Annotated in this window: 15 protein-coding genes and 2 tRNA genes; 11 read left to right on the top strand and 6 right to left on the bottom strand. The window is 75.0% G+C overall.

Annotated elements, in window-relative coordinates; genetic code table 11:
- Positions 1-2: 2 nt before the first annotated feature.
- The gene (locus OG556_RS22955; RefSeq protein ID WP_371518879.1) at positions 3-527 is read right to left on the bottom strand and encodes a hypothetical protein; all 525 of its coding nucleotides are present in this window, start codon (positions 525-527) and stop codon (positions 3-5) included.
- Between the two features lie 438 nt (positions 528-965).
- Between OG556_RS22955 and OG556_RS22950 the strand changes: the two genes are divergently transcribed.
- On the top strand, positions 966-2,555 hold the full coding sequence (locus OG556_RS22950; RefSeq protein ID WP_371518877.1) for a tetratricopeptide repeat protein: 1,590 nt from the start codon (positions 966-968) through the stop codon (positions 2,553-2,555).
- A gap of 21 nt (positions 2,556-2,576) precedes the next feature.
- On the opposite strand, the gene OG556_RS22945 is transcribed toward OG556_RS22950, so the two are convergent.
- A complete protein-coding gene (locus OG556_RS22945; RefSeq protein WP_371518874.1) occupies positions 2,577-3,233 on the bottom strand; it encodes a histidine phosphatase family protein in 657 nt (218 codons plus the stop codon).
- A 287-nt stretch (positions 3,234-3,520) separates the two neighbouring features.
- Between OG556_RS22945 and OG556_RS22940 the strand changes: the two genes are divergently transcribed.
- Genes OG556_RS22940 through OG556_RS22930 form a run of 3 tightly spaced genes read left to right on the top strand, consistent with a single transcriptional unit; the run spans position 3,521 to position 7,816 of the window.
- Complete coding sequence (locus OG556_RS22940) at positions 3,521-4,768, top strand: hypothetical protein (protein ID WP_371518871.1); 1,248 nt, start codon at positions 3,521-3,523, stop codon at positions 4,766-4,768.
- Between the two features lie 55 nt (positions 4,769-4,823).
- Positions 4,824-6,455, top strand: a complete 1,632-nt coding sequence (locus OG556_RS22935; RefSeq protein WP_371518868.1) for a hypothetical protein — start codon at positions 4,824-4,826, stop codon at positions 6,453-6,455.
- Positions 6,452-7,816, top strand: coding sequence for an AAA family ATPase (locus OG556_RS22930; protein WP_371518865.1), 1,365 nt, complete (start codon positions 6,452-6,454; stop codon positions 7,814-7,816). Before OG556_RS22935 ends, OG556_RS22930 begins: the two co-directional genes overlap by 4 nt.
- A 13-nt stretch (positions 7,817-7,829) precedes the next feature.
- Here the strand turns inward: OG556_RS22930 and OG556_RS22925 are convergent, their stop codons facing one another.
- A complete protein-coding gene (locus OG556_RS22925) occupies positions 7,830-8,174 on the bottom strand; it encodes a hypothetical protein (protein ID WP_371518862.1) in 345 nt (114 codons plus the stop codon).
- 250 nt (positions 8,175-8,424) lie between these two features.
- On the opposite strand from OG556_RS22925, the gene OG556_RS22920 reads away from it, so the two are divergent.
- The 3 genes from OG556_RS22920 to OG556_RS22910 all read left to right on the top strand — a co-directional run bounded on the left by OG556_RS22920 (position 8,425) and on the right by OG556_RS22910 (position 9,676).
- Positions 8,425-8,799: a hypothetical protein gene (locus OG556_RS22920; RefSeq protein WP_363583584.1), complete on the top strand. Its 375-nt coding sequence runs from the start codon at positions 8,425-8,427 to the stop codon at positions 8,797-8,799.
- Between the two features lie 177 nt (positions 8,800-8,976).
- Positions 8,977-9,534, top strand: coding sequence for a bifunctional DNA primase/polymerase (locus OG556_RS22915; protein WP_063349288.1), 558 nt, complete (start codon positions 8,977-8,979; stop codon positions 9,532-9,534).
- Positions 9,535-9,602: 68 nt separating this feature from the next.
- Positions 9,603-9,676, top strand: a tRNA-Lys gene (locus tag OG556_RS22910).
- A 132-nt stretch (positions 9,677-9,808) separates the two neighbouring features.
- On the opposite strand, the gene pgi is transcribed toward OG556_RS22910, so the two are convergent.
- Entirely contained in the window at positions 9,809-11,470 is a 1,662-nt protein-coding gene (gene pgi, locus OG556_RS22905; protein ID WP_350882566.1) for a glucose-6-phosphate isomerase, read from the bottom strand.
- Positions 11,471-11,645: 175 nt separating this feature from the next.
- A complete protein-coding gene (locus OG556_RS22900; RefSeq protein WP_371518858.1) occupies positions 11,646-13,229 on the bottom strand; it encodes a Na+/H+ antiporter in 1,584 nt (527 codons plus the stop codon).
- A gap of 194 nt (positions 13,230-13,423) precedes the next feature.
- On the opposite strand from OG556_RS22900, the gene OG556_RS22895 reads away from it, so the two are divergent.
- The 4 genes from OG556_RS22895 to OG556_RS22880 all read left to right on the top strand — a co-directional run bounded on the left by OG556_RS22895 (position 13,424) and on the right by OG556_RS22880 (position 16,227).
- A complete protein-coding gene (locus OG556_RS22895) occupies positions 13,424-14,332 on the top strand; it encodes an NADP-dependent oxidoreductase (RefSeq protein WP_371518856.1) in 909 nt (302 codons plus the stop codon).
- Between the two features lie 73 nt (positions 14,333-14,405).
- Positions 14,406-14,479 (top strand) — tRNA-Lys (locus OG556_RS22890).
- Positions 14,480-14,620: 141 nt separating this feature from the next.
- On the top strand, positions 14,621-15,592 hold the full coding sequence (locus tag OG556_RS22885; protein WP_371518853.1) for a GlxA family transcriptional regulator: 972 nt from the start codon (positions 14,621-14,623) through the stop codon (positions 15,590-15,592).
- Positions 15,592-16,227 (top strand): DJ-1/PfpI family protein, encoded by a 636-nt coding sequence (locus OG556_RS22880; protein WP_371518851.1) that lies wholly within the window; start codon positions 15,592-15,594, stop codon positions 16,225-16,227. Before OG556_RS22885 ends, OG556_RS22880 begins: the two co-directional genes overlap by 1 nt.
- Here the strand turns inward: OG556_RS22880 and OG556_RS22875 are convergent.
- Complete coding sequence (locus tag OG556_RS22875) at positions 16,224-17,414, bottom strand: MFS transporter (RefSeq protein WP_371518850.1); 1,191 nt, start codon at positions 17,412-17,414, stop codon at positions 16,224-16,226. The genes OG556_RS22880 and OG556_RS22875 overlap by 4 nt on opposite strands.
- Positions 17,415-17,453 lie beyond the last annotated feature (39 nt).

Here is a 17,453-nt window from a genome sequence, read left to right as displayed (position 1 = left end):
CGCTAGAACGGACCGAGGCCGCCTGCGGTGAGCGTGCAGGCGGCCTCGCAGAGGGCGGATCGGAGCACCCAGGCGTCGGTGGGGCGGGCGGCGCAGGTGGCGCCGGAGGGGGGCATCACCCACCGTGGGTCGGTGGCGGTCGGGAGCAGGGCGCCGGCGGTACAGGAACTGCCGGGCAGGTGCCAGGTCTCGCTGGTGCCGGCGGGGACGAGGAAGGTGACGGTGCTGCCGTTGCGGCTCTGCAGGACGGCCCCGCAGGCCCTGCGCAGCCGCAGGATGTCCACCGCCTCCAGGCCGTGCCGCAGGGCGACCGTCACGGTGTCGCAGGTGGTGACGAGGGTGTCCTGGTCCGGTCCGGGGCCGAGGCGGTGGCCGGGGTGCCGGCCGCCGCGGGGGGCGCGTCCGCCTTCGACCGGGCCCCTGCCGGGGAACCGGTCGTCGGCCGGGTCGGGGAGCAGGGCGGGGGCGGCGCCGGCGAGCACGCCGCCGGCGGCCGGTCGGTACTGCGGCAGTCCGGTGGCCATCATGGGCCCTCCTGTACCTCGTCGGGTCGGAAGCGCCGCCACCCGGGAGGTGGGGGCCGCGGGGACGGACGGCAGGCCGGGGCGACGGCCTGGGCTTCCACGTATCAGGACAACGCCGCGGACACCTCGCAGGCCACGGGGCGCCTTACAGCAAGGCATGGCATTTCATGGCGGATAACCCGCAACCACGCCCGCTTTATACCGAATTGGGGGCACATCTCCCGCGAACCGGCTGTGGTCGACCGGTCACGCCCGGTACTGTCGGTGGCGGGTCACGACGACCCCACCGGCCACACCGGGCCGTTCCCGCACCGTCGCGCACCACCGTGCCGACACCCGGACCGTACCCGCACTTCGCCCCCGCACCCGACACCCGCGCACCTCCGGCGCCGCCGGCCGCGCGCCCGCACCACCACCCTCCGCACGACCACGGAGCGCACCATGGCAGCCACCCCACCGGCCGAGCCGAACCGCCCGTCACCCAACGCCGTGATGCGCGCACTGCGCGGCGACCGCTCACCCGGCGAGTTCGCCATGGCCGTGCGCCGGGCGGCCCGGGAGATCGGGGAGCACGTCTCCTGCGACGCCCGCTACGTCGGGCGGGTCGAATCCGGTGAGATCCGCTGCCCCAACTACGCCTACGAGCGGGTCTTCCGGCACATGTGGCCGGATCGCACGCTCACCGAACTCGGCTTCTCCCCCCGGACCGCCGTCCGCCGCCGCCCGGCGGACGGCGCCGGCGGGAGGGCCGAAGCCCCCCCGCTCCACCCACCGTTCCCGCCCCCGCCCGCCCCGCGCTCACCACTCTCCACTCAACTCCCGTACGCTGCCTCGCCGTACGCGGATCCAGCCGCTCCGACCGGGCCCCCGTGGCCGAAGGCCGTCGCGGTGCCCCGGGGGCCCGATGGATCGCCCTATCTCGACGAGGAGAACGACGACGTGCGTCGCCGTACGTTCCTGGCCGGCGGCCCGACCGCGCTGGCCACCGTGATCGGCATCGACCGGCCGACCGTGGCCGCCGCCGCGGCCACCGGCGGTGCCGCCGCCGACCCCGCCGCACCGGTGCTGTTCGAGCCCGGCCCCGGCGCCTTCGTGCCCGGCCGCCCCGGGCCGGTACCGCCACCCCGCAAGGTCGGCGCCGCCGAGGTGCTCGGCGTCGAGGAGGCCGTCCGGGAGATCCGGCTGGCCGACGACGCGCACGGCGGCGACACCCTGTTCGAACGCGCCGGGCAGTCGCTGCGCACCGCCTACCTGCTGCTCAACGAGGGCGAGTACAGCGCGGAGACCGAACGCCGGCTCCAGGCCGGGGCCGGCGAACTCGCCATCTCGGTGGGCTGGTTGGCGCACGACTCGAACCGGCTGGCGGACGCCCGCTCGCTCTACGCCGAGGCGCTCGCCACCGCCCGCATGGCCGGCGACGCCGCACTGGAGGCGCACGTGTTCTGCAACAGCGCCTTCCTCGCCCGGGACGCCGGCCGCCCCCGCGAGGCGCTGCGCGCCGCCCAGGCCGGGCAGGTCGCCGCCCGCCAACTGGACTCCCCCCGGCTGCTCGCGCTGCTGGCCATGCGGGAGGCCGGCGGCTGGGCGCTGCTGCAGGACCGCGCCGCCTGCGAACGCGCGATCGCCCGGTCGTACACGCTGTTCGGCCGCGGCCGCTCCGAGGACGATCCGGAGTGGATGTCCTTCTTCGGCGAGGCGGAGATCGCCGGCCTGCAGTCGCAGTGCTGGTCCGCACTCGGCGACTGGGACCGCGCCAGCGAGCAGGCCGCGCTGGCCATAGCCCTGCAGAAGCCGCACTTCGTCCGCAACCGGGTGCTGTACACCGCCGAGCTGGCCCACGACCGGCTCGGCCGGGGCGACTTGGCGGGTGCGGCGCACCACGGTTCGGCCGCCGTGGCGCTGTTCGGCGAAGTCCGCTCGGCCCGGATCCGGAGCATGCTGGCGGACACCGCCGAACGGCTGCGCCCGCACGCCGCCGTGACCGAGGTGCGCCACTTCCTGGCCGGGTACGACCAGGCGGCGGCCGCCTGAGACAGGCTTCCTGACCAACCGTCAGTGACCGGCGGTCAGGCCCTCCAGGTGGGAGAGGTCGTTCCAGACCTCCACGGCCGGCGCGCCGTACTCCCAGGAGAGCACGCAGAGCGCGGCGGTGCCGAGCTTGAAGCGCTGGGCGAACTCGGGCGGCAGGCCCAGCCAGCGCGCGGTCAGGATGCGCAGCAGGTGGCCATGCGCGAACAGGACGACGTCCCGGTCCGCGCAGTGCATGACGGTGGTGTCCGGCTCGGGGACGCCGTGCTCCTCGTTGAGGCCGGCGAGGAAGGCGTCCACCCGGGCGGCCACCTCGGAGAGCTTCTCGCCGCCGGGCACGCCGTCGCGCCAGATCAGCCAGCCGGGGTGGTCGGTGGCGCGGATGTCCGCGCCGGTGCGGCCCTCGTACTGGCCGTAGTCCCACTCCAGGAGCTCCGGGCGGTCCACCGCCCGGTCGCCGAAGCCGGCCAGGGCGCAGGTCTCCTTGGCGCGGCCGAGCGGACTGGTGTAGACGAGCGCGTCCGGCAGCCCGTTCCAGGGGGCCTTGGCGAGGCGGGCGCCGAGCGCGCGGGCCATCGCCCGGCCCTCCTCGGTCAGCGGGATGTCGGTGCGGCCGGTGTGGCGGCCGGTGGCCGACCATTCGGTCTCGCCGTGGCGGACCAGCACGATTCGGGCGGGCATGGCAGGCTCCTCGCAGCGGGGCGGTGGCAACGGTCGGTCTCACCCTTGAGCACCGGGTTCCATGATCCCTCACCCGGACGGCGGACACGATCGCGGGCCGGGCCGAAACGGTCCGGAGGCGGCGGCGGGCCGAAACGGCCCGGAGGGGATGGCGGGCCGAAAACGGCCTCGGTGTCCGGGCCGACCGGGTCGCGGAGTGTCCCCACCTGTCACGCACGCGCGGTTCAGGCCGGAACAGGCCGGTCCGCACCGCATTGTCGGACCCGGGTGCGACACTGGGCCGCACCATGAACGTCTCGACGAACGTCCCGTCCACCGGGCACGCTGAGCCGCTCGCCCAGCGGCTCGCCGAACTGCGCGGTCCCGCGCCGCAGCGCAGCCTGAACGCCCGTTCCCTCGCCGCGCTCGCCGCCAATCCGGGCTGCCACCGCCGCGCCGTGCTCGACGCCGCGGGGGTGGACAAGTCGACGCTGGCCGCCCGGCTCGGCCGCCCCGCGCCGTTCGGGCAGTCCCCGTTCGCGATCGCCCGCGGCGTGATCTTCGAGTCCCGGCTGAAGGCGGACGACTACGCCGCGCTGCTGGAGCCGTTGCGCGGCCACCTCGGCGTCCCGGCGGACGGCGGCACCCCCCTGCAGGTGCCGGACCTGCTGCACCGTTCCGGGCCCGCCGTCCGGGCCGACCGGACGGTCGAGGCGCTGGCCCGGGCCGCCGCCGACCCGGACGCCTGGACGCTGCTGGACCACCCGATGCTGCGCCTGGACGTGGCCGGCGGCACCGCCTACCTGGAGCCGGACGCGGTCGTGGTGCACGGCGGCCGGTGCACGGTGGTCGAGATCAAGTCCTTCCCGGTGCTGGACGGCGGCGCGGACCCGGCCAAGGTCGGCGCCGCCGCCCGCCAGGCCGCCGTGTACGTGCTGGCGCTCCAGCGGACCGCCGCCGCGCTGGCCGGCCACCCGCTCGACGCCGACCCGTACACCGAGCAGCGGCTGCCCGGCAGCCCCCGGTCGAGCGTGCTGCTGGTCTGCCCGAAGGACTTCGGCAACCGGCCGACGGCCGTCGCCGTCGACGTCCGCCGCGAACTGGCCACCACCCGCCGCCAGCTGAGCCGGATGACCGGCATCGACCGGCTGCTGGCGGAGCTGCCGGCGGGCGCCGACTTCGACCTGGCGGCCGACGAGGAGGGCGTGCCGGCCCGCTCCGCCGAGGAGCTGACCGCCTCGGTCGAGGCGGTGCCCGCCGCGTACGGCCCGGACTGCCTCTCCACCTGCGAGCTCGGCTTCCACTGCCGCGCCCGGGCCCGCTGCGACGACCGGGTCGAGCAGCTCGGCCGGGGCGTGCGCGGCGAACTGGGCAGCATCCGGACGGTGACGCGGGCCCTGGCCGCCGCCGAGGCCGGCATCGCCGCCACTGAGCGCACCGCCGCCGTGGACGAGAACGCCGACACCGACGTGGACGAGGCGGCCGAGCGGCTGGCCTACGCGGCCGCGCTGCGCGCCGAGGCGCTGGGCAAGACCCTGACGGCGGGCCACGCATGAGCGGGCGCAGCACGGCCGTGCGCGAACGCGGCGGGCCCGGGGCGGGGGCGGGCGCATGAGCCTGCTGACCACCCTCGCCCGGCTGGAGGCCGTCCGCAGCGGGCGGGCCGAGCCGCTGGCCACCGTCCGGCACCGGCACCTGTCCGACCGCCCGATGGTTCTCGTGCCGCTGACGGCCGCCGGTGAGGCCGGCGCGCCGCTGGCGGTGCTGCTGGGCACCGACCGGGACGCACCCCGGCTGCACCTGGTGCCGCAGCCGCTCAACCGCACCCTGCGGTTCGACTTCCTGGCCGAGCTGGCCGCCGACCTGCTGCCGTACCTGGAGTCCTTCGCCGAGGACGTGGAGCAGATCGAGGGCTCCGAGAAGGACCCGGAGACCGGCGAGAAGACCCAGGTGTTCCGCGAGCTGTGCGCCGACGCGCCGCAGCTGATCGTGCCGAACGGCGCGGGCGTGCGGCACCTGGCCCTGCTCGGCCGCTCCACCCGGTTCCGCCGCACGGTCGAGGACGACGAGCCGGGGCCGTACCCCGCGCCGGTGCGGGTGCCGCTGCTCGGCCGCTGGCTGACCCACCTCACCGACCGCGCCCAGGTGCCGGGCACCAGCCTGCTGCTGCCGATGACCGGCCTGCTGGCCCGGCACTGGGCCACCGGCCAGAGCCATCTGGAGGACCAGCACCTGGCCGCCCACCTGGCCTGGCACGCCCCGCCGGACGGCCTGACCGGTGCCGAGGCGGCCGAGCGCGCCGAGTCCGCCCGGGACGACCGGGGGCAGCTGCTGCACCCGCCGGCCGGCCCGGCCACCGATCCGCGCTTCGACGAGTTCGTGCTCGCCCCGGCGATCGCCCGCTACGACACCGCCACGGCCGCCCTTCAGCACAGCACCGAGCAGCGCGACGAGGCCGCCGCCGAGCGTGCCCGGGCGGCCGTCCGGGCGGCGGTCGAGCAGTTGCGCGAGGTGCTGGCGGCCGTGCTGCTGCCCACCTGGCGGGACGTCTGGCGCGGCCTGGACCTGCTGCGCGGGCTGCCGCCCGCCGGGCACCTGGCGGAACGCTGGACCGGCGACCGCTGGTCCTACACCGGCCACCGGGACCGGCTGGCGGCCGGCGAGCCGCCGCAGCCGCGGCAGGACGACGCCGTCACGGCCGCCCGCAAGCTCGCCCAGCGCGAGCGCGAGCAGACCCGGCTGGACGTCCAGGAGGCGCTGGACGATCCGCTGGCGATGGCCGAACACCGGCTGTCCGGCGAGGCGTTCAGCGGCGTGGTGACCGAGGTGGTGCCGGACTACGACACCACCGGCCGCTCCCCCAAGCCGCGCCCGCTGATCACCCTGCGCACCGCCGACCGCCCGCACGCTGACCTCGGGCGGGAGGCGCACCGGGTGTGGGGCTCCCCCCAGCCGGAGGCCGGCGGCGGCCGGTCCCCGCAGAAGGCGGAGATCGCGGCGGTCGACCCGGCCGGGGGCACCATCACCCTGCGCCTGCTGTCCGGCATGGGGCGCCGGAAGGAGCCCGAGCCGGGCAGCCTGCCCGAGCCCGGCGATCCGGTCACCTTCACCCTGTTCGAGCTGACGGTCCGCCAGTCCGCGCCGCTGCCCGAGCCGGACGACACCCCGTGGACGCACGGCGGCCCGCCCGGCGCCGCACCCGCGCCCGTACCCGCCCCGCCCGTCTCCGAGGAGTGGGAATGATGGCCGAGTCGAGCGCCGAGCAGGCACCGGGCGCGGCCGCCGACGCCGCCGTGGCCCGGATCCTGGCCGCGACCGTCCACCCGGCGGCCGGCGCCCCGCGCGGCGTGGTGGTCGATTCCCCGCCCGGCGCCGGGAAGTCGACGCTGGTGGTGCGGGCGGCCCGGGAGCTGGTCGAGGCCGGCGAGCGGCTGATGATCGTCGCCCAGACCAACGGCCAGGTGGACGACCTGGTCGGCCGACTCGCCGAGAAGGCACCGGACCTGACGATCGGCCGGCTGCACGCCGCCGACGCCCGGCCCGGCCCGGAGGTGCTGAAGCACGCCAACGTCACGCCCTCCGACAAGGTCGCCGAGCTGGTCGAGCACGACGTGGTGGTCTCCACCTCGGCGAAGTGGCAGTGGGTGCGGGCCGAGGCGCCGTGGCGGCACGCGATCGTCGACGAGGCGTACCAGATGCGTTCGGACGCCCTGCTCGCGGTGGCCCGGCTGTTCGAGCGGGCGCTGTTCGTCGGCGACCCGGGCCAGCTGGACCCGTTCACCGTGGTCGGCACCGAGCAGTGGGCGGGCCTGTCGTACGACCCGTCGAGCAGCGCCGTGGTCACCATGCTGGCGCACAACCCGCAGATCGAGCCGCACCGGCTGCCGGTCTCCTGGCGGCTGCCGGCCAGCGCGGCGCCGCTGATCTCGCGGGCGTTCTACCCGTACACGCCGTTCCGCTCCGGCACCGGCCCGGACGACCGCCGGCTGACCGCCGCCGTCCGGCCGGACGGCGGCGCGCTGGACGCCGCGATCGACCGGGCCGCCGAGCACGGCTGGGCGCTGCTGGAGCTGCCCGCCCGGCACACCGTGCGGACCGATCCGCAGGCGGTGGCGGCCGTCGCGGCCACCGTCCGGCGGTTGCTGGAGCGCGGGCTGACGGCCCGCTCCGAACAGGGCGAGGCGCCCCTCACCGCGGACCGGATCGCGGTCGGCACCGCCCACCGGGACCAGGCAGCGGCCGTCCGCGCCGCCCTGCTCAAGGTGGGCGTCCCGGTGGACCAGGCGGCCGGCCCGGCCGTCACGGTGGACACCGCCAACCGGCTGCAGGGCCGCGAGTACGACGTCACGGTGGTGCTGCACCCGCTGTCCGGACGGCCCGACGCGACGGCCTTCCACCTGGAGACCGGCCGGCTGTGCGTGCTCGCCTCCCGGCACCGGCACGCCTGCATCGTGGTCGCCCGGGCCGGGATCGGCGAGCTGCTGGACGAGCACCCGTCCACCGAGCCGGTCCAGCTGGGCGTCCCGGTCGCCTTCCCGGACGGATGGGAGGCCAACCATCAGGTGCTGGACCACCTGAGCGGCCACCGGGTGCGGCTGGGCTGAGCCGCCGGGCGGGTCAGGTCTCGGTCTCGGTCTCGGTCTCGGTCTCGGTCTCGGTCTCGCAGGCGGCGTAGGCCTGGACGCTCCCGTGCCCGGCCCGCACCGCCCAGGTGCTCGGGTCGTCGGGGTTCGGCGCGTTGACCAGGACGGCGTCGCCGGAGGCGGCGGGCCGGAAGGCGTAGCCGCCCCCGGTGAGGTGGGAGCCCTGGGGGCAGGTCGCCGTCGACCAGCCGCCCGGGCCGCTCCACGGCCCGGTCACCACGGTGGTCGTCTCGGCGGCCCGGGCCGCAGGTGCCGCGGCCAGCCCGAGGGCCGGGGCGATCAGCAGGAGTCCGGCCGCGAGGCCCTTGCGTAGGGGCATGGGTTCTCCCTGGGGTGGTGGATCGCTGGAACACCCGGGACAACGACGGCCCAGGCGCCCCGGCGCCACCGCACGCGCCCGACCACCCGAAGGAGTAGCGCGACCCCGGCGCGTGCGGGGGAATAGCGCCCGCACGCGCACCGTTCCGTTACCGGCCGCCGCCGCGCGACAATGGACGGCGGCCACGGCCGTGCGGCGCGGCCCGGAGCAGCCGCCGCCCACCCCCACCGAGACCCGGAGGTGTCCGTTCATGCCCGACTCCCACACGAAGGCGTCCGACCACGGCGGTCAGGCCGACCCCGCGCGGCGTCTGCGTCCGGTGCAGCTGCTGTTCGAGCCGCAGTCCGCCGAACCGGAGCCGGAACGATTCTTCGATCTGGAGTCGATCGACGACCCCGCGGACCTGCTGCGCCGCTCCACCGAGCTGGCCCTGGCCTTCCGGACGGCCGCCGAGCGGGCCACCGACTTCCAGGCGGTCGCCGCCGCACAGCTGGCGGACCCGCGCCGCTTCGACGCGCTGTCCGACGCCGAGATCGCGCAGCGGGCGGACTGGACCCCCGACTACGCGGCCAAGATGATCGAGTACGGCCGCGGGCTGCTCCAGCCCCGCCGCCACGAGGACTGAGCGCAGCCGGGCACGGGGCACCGGAGCGCCGCGCCCCGGTGCCCCGGCGCTGCGACGCTGCGGCATCGGCCGCTGGCATATGCGCGAGCGGGGAAGGGTACGCCGTTCCCCGTCGTCCTGTCCGGCAAACCGCGCTTTCCCTCCCGTCCGGCCCGCGGACGGCACAGGCTGCTGTCCGTGGACATCTGGACGTATCAGTCGGTGGAGTACGTCACCGTGGCCGGCGAGGCCTGGCTCGCCTCCGCCAGCGAGTACCCGCGCAGCATGCGCGCCCTCTGGGAGGCCCGGCCGTGGGCGCCCTCGGTGCTGCCCTGCGGGCGCGCCTTCGACGTGATCAGCATGCCGTCGCTGTTCGGCCGCCGGGTGCTGGACGAGCTGTGGGCCTCCGGGCCGGGCTGCGGGCCGGTCGCCTCCTACCGGGGGCGGACGCTGCTGTTCGTCCAGCCCGGCGCGGGGCCCCGGCTGCGCCGGCTGCTGGCCTGGGAGGAGTGGGCCCGGGACGTGCCGCCCCTGCTGTGCCACGGCAAGGGCGACGCGGTGACCGTGCCGCCGGTGCAGCGGATGGTGAACGGCCCGGACTCCCCCGGACTGGGCTCCGGCCGGTGGATCGTCGCCCCGGAGGATCGGGAGCCGTGGCTGCCGGGCGCCTCGGTGGTGCTGTGGGCGTGCGTGCGGGCGGCCCGGGAGCCGGCTGCGGCCGTGCCGGCCGGCGCGGCCGCCGTGACCGGGGGGTGAACGGCAGACGGCCGGTATTCGATTTTGGCGCGGACCCCGGGCGCTGCTAAAGTCTTCTCTGTCAGCAGGCGCCGCTAGCTCAGTTGGTTAGAGCAGCTGACTCTTAATCAGCGGGTCCGGGGTTCGAGTCCCTGGCGGCGCACAGACAGCCGAGAGGCCCCTTGCGAAAGCAAGGGGCCTCTCGGCGTTTCCCGCGCGAATCAGCGAATCAGCGAACGAGCGGACGAGCGAACAGGACCGGGCCGCCCGCCGGAGCGGACGGCCCGACCGGGGCTCAGCGGCCGCGCAGCGCGCGGTAGCGGGCGACCAGCTCGGCGGTGGAGCTGTCCAGCTGCTCGGCGCCCTCGCCGGTCAGCAGCACCGGCTCGATCCGCTTGGCGAGCACCTTGCCCAGCTCGACGCCCCACTGGTCGAAGGAGTCGATGTTCCAGATCGCGCCCTGGACGAAGACCTTGTGCTCGTAGAGCGCGACCAGCTGGCCGAGCACCGAGGGGGTCAGCTCGGCGGCCAGGATGGTGCTGGTCGGGTGGTTGCCCTGGAAGGTCTTGTGCGGGACGAGTTCGGCGGGCACGCCCTCGGCCGCCACCTCCTCCGGGGTCTTGCCGAAGGCCAGCGCCTGGGTCTGGGCGAAGAAGTTGGCCAGCAGCAGGTCGTGCTGGGCGACCAGGCCCGGGAGCAGGTCGGCGACCGGCTTGGCGAAGCCGATGAAGTCGGCCGGGATCAGCTTGGTGCCCTGGTGCAGCAGCTGGTAGTAGGCGTGCTGGCCGTTGGTGCCGGGGGTGCCCCAGACCACCGGGCCGGTCTGCCAGGTCACCGGCGAGCCGTCGCGGGTCACCGACTTGCCGTTGGACTCCATGTCCAGCTGCTGGAGGTAGGCGGTGAACTTCGACAGGTAGTGCGAGTAGGGCAGCACGGCGTGCGCCTGGGCGTCGAAGAACGCGCCGTACCAGACGCCGAGCAGGCCGAGCAGCAGCGGGACGTTCTGCTCCGGCGGCGCGGTGCGGAAGTGCTCGTCGACCAGGTGGAAGCCGTCCAGCATCTCGCGGAAGGCGTCGGGGCCGATGGCGATCATCAGCGAGAGACCGATCGCCGAGTCGTAGGAGTAGCGACCGCCGACCCAGTCCCAGAACTCGAACATGTTGTCGGTGTCGATGCCGAAGTCCCGCACGCCCTCGGCGTTGGTGGACAGCGCGACGAAGTGCTTGGCCACCGCCTCGGTGCCGGCGCCCAGCCCGGTGAGCAGCCAGTCGCGGGCCGAGACCGCGTTGGTGATGGTCTCGATGGTGGTGAAGGTCTTCGAGGCGACGATGAACAGCGTCTCGGCCGGGTCGAGGTCGCGGACCGCCTCGTGCAGGTCGGCGCCGTCCACGTTGGAGACGAAGCGGACGTCGAGGTCGCGCTTGGCGAACGAGCGGAGCACCTCGTAGGCCATCGCGGGGCCGAGGTCGGAGCCGCCGATGCCGATGTTGACGACGGTGCGGATCGGCTTGCCGGTGTGGCCGCGCCACTCGCCGCCGCGGACCCGCTCGGCGAAGCCGGCCATCTTGTCGAGGACGGCGTGCACGGCGGGCACCACGTTCTCGCCGTCGACCTCGATCACGGCACCGCGCGGGGCGCGCAGCGCGGTGTGCAGGACGGCGCGGTGCTCGGTGTTGTTGATCTTCTCGCCGCGGAACATCGCGTCCCGCAGCTCGGCGACGCCGGTGGCCGCGGCGAGTTCGCGCAGCAGCTCCAGCGTCTCGTCGGTGACCAGGTGCTTGGCGTAGTCCACGTGCAGGTCGCCGACCTGGAGGGTGTAGCGGCGGCCGCGCTCCGGGTCGGCGGCGAACAGCTCGCGCAGGTGCGTCTCGCCCAGCGCGGCCCGGTGCTTGCCGAGGGCGGCCCACTGCGGGGTGCGGTCGAGCGGGGTGCGGGCGTCGGCACGGGTCTCCGACATCGGTGGTTCCTCGATTCATCTGGGTGCAGAAACCGGCAGGGCCAGGCGGTGAGGGTCTCGCGAGGTCGTGCGGGTACTGGTGGTGCGCCGACTCCGTTGACGGCCTGCCCGGGCTCAGCCTATGCAACCTCGGAGCCGGTCGCGCACATTCCGCCCGGCGGGGCCGGACAGGCCGTCACTTGCGTTCCGAGCGCAGGTCCAGCCCCCGCAGCACCTGGTCGACCAGCTCCGGGTCGGCACCGAGTTCGCTGCGGGCGGCGAGCATCTCGCGCCGGGAGGCGGCGATCATCTCCTGCTCGACCTCCCGGGCGGCCCGCCACTGGCTGAGCCGCAGCTTGGCCTCGGCGGCCTCCTCCTCGGCGTAGTTCTCCGGGCAGAGCCGGGCCAGCCGGTCGTGCTGACGGTCCCGCAGGCGGTCGGCGACCTCGGCGGGCAGCCGGTCCTGCTCCTCCAGTTCGCCCAGCCGCCTGAGCCCGGCCTTGGCGGCCCGCCACCAGAGCTGGCGGACGGCCTGCTCGTGCTTGTCCTGGTCGATGTCCAGTTCGAACCGCTTGGCCAGCCAGGGCAGGGTGAGGCCCTGCACCAGCAGGGTGAACAGCACCACGCTGAAGGCGATGAAGACCAGGCGGCCGCGCTCGGGGAACTCCTCGCCCGAGTGGAGGGTGAGCGGGATGGCGAGGGCCAGGGCGACGGTGGCCACCCCGCGCATGCCGGACCACCAGAGGATCACGCTCTCCTTCCAGCTGAACGGGGTGTCCTCGTCGTCGCCGCTGCGCAGCTTCTTCGACAGCCAGCCGGCCGGCAGCAGCCAGAGCAGCCGGACCACCACGACCACGCCGATGACCACGGCGGCGTCGCCGATGAAGCCGGTCCAGCCGCGGCCGGCCTCCTTGAGCACGGTGGCCAGCTCCAGGCCGATCAGGCCGAAGGCGACACCGGTGATCAGGATCTCGACGACCTCCCAGAAGGCGTTGCCGACCAGCCGGAAGGAGACGGCGTCGGCGTCGGAGGCCCGCTCGGCGAGGTAGAGCGCGCAGACCACGACGGCGAGCACGCCGGAGCCGTGGATCTCCTCGGCGATGGCGTAGGCGGCGAAGGGCACCAGCAGGTTGAGCGCGACCTGCTGGGTCGGGTCGTCCAGGCGCTCGGCGAGCTTGGTGTTGACCCAGCCGAGGGCGATGCCGACGACCACGGCGAGCACCGCGGACAGGATGAAGCGCAGCACCGCGTGGCCGACCGAGAAGTCGCCGCTGACCACGGCCTCGATGGCCAGCGAGTAGACGACGATCGCGGTGACGTCGTTGAACAGGCCCTCGCTCTCCAGGATCGACACCAGGCGCCGGGGCAGGCCGACGCTGCCGGCCACCGCGACGGCGGCCACCGGGTCGGGCGGGGAGACCAGCGCGCCGACCGCGATCGCGGCGGCGACCGGCAGGGCGGGCAGCAGCCAGTGCACCGCCCCGGCCACCGCGACCGTGGTGACCACCACCAGGGCGACGGCCAGCAGCAGGATCGAGCGGACGTTGGCCTTGAAGTAGCGCACCGAGGAACGCCGGGCGACCGCGAAGATCAGCGGCGGCAGGACCAGCGGGAGGATCAGCTCGGGCTCGATGGTGACGTCCGGGATCTGCGGGACGAGCGCCATGACGATGCCGAGCAGGGTCATCAGGACCGGTTGCGGCACTCCGGTCTTGCGTGCGAGCGGCATGGTCACCACGGAGGCGAGCAGCACCAGGAAGAACAGGGGCAGCTGGCCCACGGAAACGTTCCTCTCCACAACGGACGGCTGAGCGCCGCCCAGGATAAATCTGACAATGCGCCCATCAGTGAAGACACGCCGAACAGTGGCTTGACCTCAAGCGGACTTCAGGTCCGAGGATCGGGGGCGGCCGAACAGTTGATTCGAACAGTCAAGCGGTCGAATGTCGAACATTCGAGAGGGCGGGAGCAGACATGAAGGCGGTCACCGTCACGCGGTCCGGCGGTCCGGAGGTCCTGCGGGTCACCGAGGTGCCCGACCCGGAACCCGGGCCGGGCGAGGTGCGGGTGCGGGTCTTCGCGGCCGGGGTGCAGCCGGTCGACCTCGCGATCCGGGAGGGCTTCCGCCCGCCGGGGGCCGTCGCCGAGCCGCCGTTCGTCCTCGGCAACGAGTTCGCCGGAGTGGTGGACCGGCTCGGACCGGACGGCTCCGGCTGGCAGGTCGGCGACGAGGTGCTGGGCTTCCGCTTCCTGGACAGCCAGGCCGAGCTCGTCACGGTGGACGCCGCCCAGCTGGTGGCCAAGCCCGCCGGCCTGCCCTGGGAGCAGGCCGGCTCGCTCTCCGCCTCCGGCCAGACCGCGCACCTGGCGCTCACCCTGCTCGCGGTCGGCCCCGGCGACACCGTCCTGGTGCACGGCGCCTCCGGCGGGGTCGGCACCGTCGCCGTCCAGCTCGCCCGGGCCTGGGGCGCCACCGTGATCGGCACCGCGAGCGAGCGCAACCACGACTACCTGCGCGACCTGGGCGCGATCCCGGTCGCGTACGGCGAGGGGCTGGTCGAGCGGGTCCGGGCGGTGGCGCCGCAGGGCGTGGACGCCGCCTTCGACGCCGCCGGGCGGGGCGCGCTGGCGGCCTCCGTCGAGCTGGTCGCCGACCGGAGCCGGATCGGCACCGTGGTCGACTACGCGGAGGCCGAGCGGCTGGGCGTACGGGGGCTGCGGGGGCCGCGCACGGCCGCGCGGCTGACCGAGCTGGTGCGGCTGTGGGAGGCGGGCGGGCTGCGGCTGGAGATCGCCGAGGCGCTGCCGCTGGAGCGGGCCGCCGAGGCCCACCGGCTGGTCGGCGCCGGGCACGTCCGGGGCAAGGTGGTCCTGGTGCCGTGACGGCCCGCGCGCAGCCACCCGGGCCGATTGTGTGTTTCGGCTGCTGACCAGGTAATGTTCTCCGCGTCAGCAGGCGCCGCTAGCTCAGTTGGTTAGAGCAGCTGACTCTTAATCAGCGGGTCCGGGGTTCGAGTCCCTGGCGGCGCACAGACAGCCGAGAGGCCCCTTGCGAAAGCAAGGGGCCTCTCGGCGTTTCCGCGATCCCCGTCGGCAACCCCGGCCTGCCGTGGCAGGAAAGGTGGGAAACGGGTCATTGCTGCCATCGCGACCCGGTGACAGGCTGGTCGCATGAGAGCGCGCAGCGTGGTCGTCGTCCTCTACGAGGGCGTGCAGAGCCTCGACGTGACCGGTCCCGTGGAGGTCTTCGCGGGGGCGGGCGCGGCCGCCGGGCAGCCGGGGGCGTACCGGGTGACCACCGCCTCCCCGGGCGGCGGGCCGGTGCGCAGCCACAGCGGACTGCGGCTGCTGCCGGACGCGGACCTGGCCGAGGTCGGGCCCGTACACACCCTGCTGGTCCCGGGCGGGCTGGGCAGCGGTATCCCGGACGGTGCGCTGGTCGCACGGATCCGGGAGCTGGCCGGCCGGGCCGAGCGGGTGGTGTCGGTGTGCACCGGGGCCTTCCTGCTCGCCGAGGCCGGGCTGCTGGCCGGGCGCCGGGCGACCACGCACTGGGCGTACTGCGAGGAGCTGGCCCGGCGGTTCCCTGACGTCGAGGTGGACCCGGATCCGATCCACGTCCGGGACGGGAACGTCGCCACCTCGGCCGGGGTCACCGCCGGGATCGACCTGGCGCTGGCCCTGGTCGAGGAGGACCTGGGGCGCGACGCCGCCCTGCTGATCGCCCGCCACCTGGTGGTCTTCCTGCGACGGCCGGGCAACCAGGCCCAGTTCAGCACCCAGCTGGCCGCCCAGGTGGCGGTCCGGCAGCCGCTGCGCGAGGTGCAGCGGTGGATCGCCGAGCACCCCGAGGCCGACCTGTCGGTCGAGGCGCTGGCCCACAGGTCGGCGCTGTCACCGCGGCACTTCGCCCGGGCCTTCGCCACCGAGGTGGGGGTGACCCCGGGCCGGTACGTGGACGGGGTCCGGCTGGAGGCCGCCCGGCGGCTGCTGGAGGACTCCGCCGACGGCATCGAGGAGATCGCGCGCTCCTGCGGCTACGGCACCCCGGAGGCGATGCGGCGCGCCTTCGTCCGGTCCCTGGCCGCTTCGCCCGCCGAGTACCGACGCCGTTTCCGACCCGATCCCGTTGGAGGACACTGATGCGCATCGCCGTTCTGCTCTACGACCAGTTCACCGCCCTGGACGCCGTCGGCCCCTGCGAGGTGCTGTCCCGCATCCCCGGCGCCGAGGTGGTGTTCACCGCCGCGAAGCGCGGCCCGGTCCGCACCGACATGAAGACCCTGTCGCTGACCGCGGAGGCCGCCCTGGACGAGGTGGACGCGGCCGACGTGCTGCTCGTCCCGGGCGGGCCCGGGACGGAGGCCCGGCTGGCCGACCAGGCCGTGCTGGAGTGGGTGCGCGCGGTGGACGCCACCACCACCTGGACCACCTCGGTCTGCTCGGGCTCCCTGCTGCTGGGCGCCGCCGGGCTGCTGGCGGGGCGCCGGGCCACCTCGCACTGGTGCTGCCTCGACGCGCTGAAGAAGTTCGGGGCGGAGCCGACCGGGACGGAGCGGGTCGTGGTCGACGGCAAGTACGCGACCGCGGCCGGGGTCTCGGCCGGGATCGACCTCGCGCTGACGCTGACCGGCCTGATGGCCGGGGACGCGACCGCGGAGGCGATCCAGCTGGTCATCGAGTACGACCCGCAGCCGCCGTACTCGGCGGGCTCGATCGCGTCGGCCCGGCCCGAGCTGGTCGCCGAACTGCTGGCCAACGGGCTGCAGTTGCGCTAACCGCGGCCAGTCGGGAAGCCGTGCCGGCGGGCGCCGGCGACCACCGCCAGGACGGGCAGCATCAGGGCGAGCACCGTCCAGGGCAGGGCGCCGGTGCCCAGGCGGCCCAGCACCAGGCCGCCGACCACGCCGCCGCCCGCCATCGCGGCGTTCCACAGGGTGACCAGTACCGCCTGGGCGGCGTCCGCCCGCTCGCCGCCCGCGTCGCCGACGGCGGTCTGCAGCAGGGTCGGGGCGCCGCCCCAGCCCAGGCCCCAGAGCGCGGCGGCGGCGTACACCAGCGGTGTGCTGTGCGACCAGAGGCCGAGCAGGCCCGCGGTCAGGGCGACCAGCAGCGCGCCGCCGATCGTCAACTGCCGTAGCCGGCGGTGGATGTGGGCGCCGGTGAACCAGATGCTCGCCAGCGAGGCCAGGCCGAAGACCAGCAGCACGGTGTCGGTCGCGTCGCCGAGGCCGGTCCGGTCGAGGAAGGGCGCGATGTAGGTGAACAGGATGGTGTGGGCGAGCACGAAGAGCACCGTCACGGTGAGCACCGGCGCCACCCCGGGCACGGTGAGCGCGCTCCGCACCGGGGCGCGCTCACCGGCGGGTCGTCCGGGCTGGTCCGGCAGCAGGGCCGCGATCCAGCCGATCACGCCGAGCGCCAGTGCCGTCATGGCCAGGAAGGGCACCCACCAGGCGAGCGCCCGGCCGAGGAAGGTGCCGACCGGCACTCCCAGCGACAGCGCCACCGGCACGCCCGCCATCGCCACCGCCATGGCCCGGCCCTGCTGCTCGACCGGCACCAGCCGGCGCGCGTACCCGGCCAGCAGCGCCCAGGCGAGGCCGGCCGCGACGCCCGCGAGGAAGCGGGCGGCCAGGGTGAGCGGGTAGTTCGTGGAGGCCGCGGTGACGGTGTTGGCGGCGGCGAAGCCGGCCATCGCGGTGAGCAGCAGCCGCTTGCGGCCCCAGCCGGCGGTGGCCGCGGTGAGCGGGATCGCGGTGGCGGCGGTCCCGAGCGCGTAGACGGTGACGGTCTGCCCGGCGGCCGACTCGCTGACGCCGAGGGCCCCGCCCATCCCGGGCAGCACGCCGGCGGGCAGGGTCTCGGTGAGCGCGGTGACGAAGACGGCAGTGGCCAGGGCGAGCAGGGCGGGCAGCGGAAAAGGGGTGCGGGCTAAGGGAGTCGGGAGCTGTGTGGTCGCCATGGGAACCATGCTCGATCCTCACACCGGTGTCAGGTTCAA

It is taken from the genome of Kitasatospora sp. NBC_01300 (genome assembly GCF_041435235.1).
Lineage (GTDB): Bacteria > Actinomycetota > Actinomycetes > Streptomycetales > Streptomycetaceae > Kitasatospora.
The sequence above is the reverse complement of the archived record's forward strand: the minus strand, read 5'-3'. Positions and strand labels throughout refer to the sequence as shown.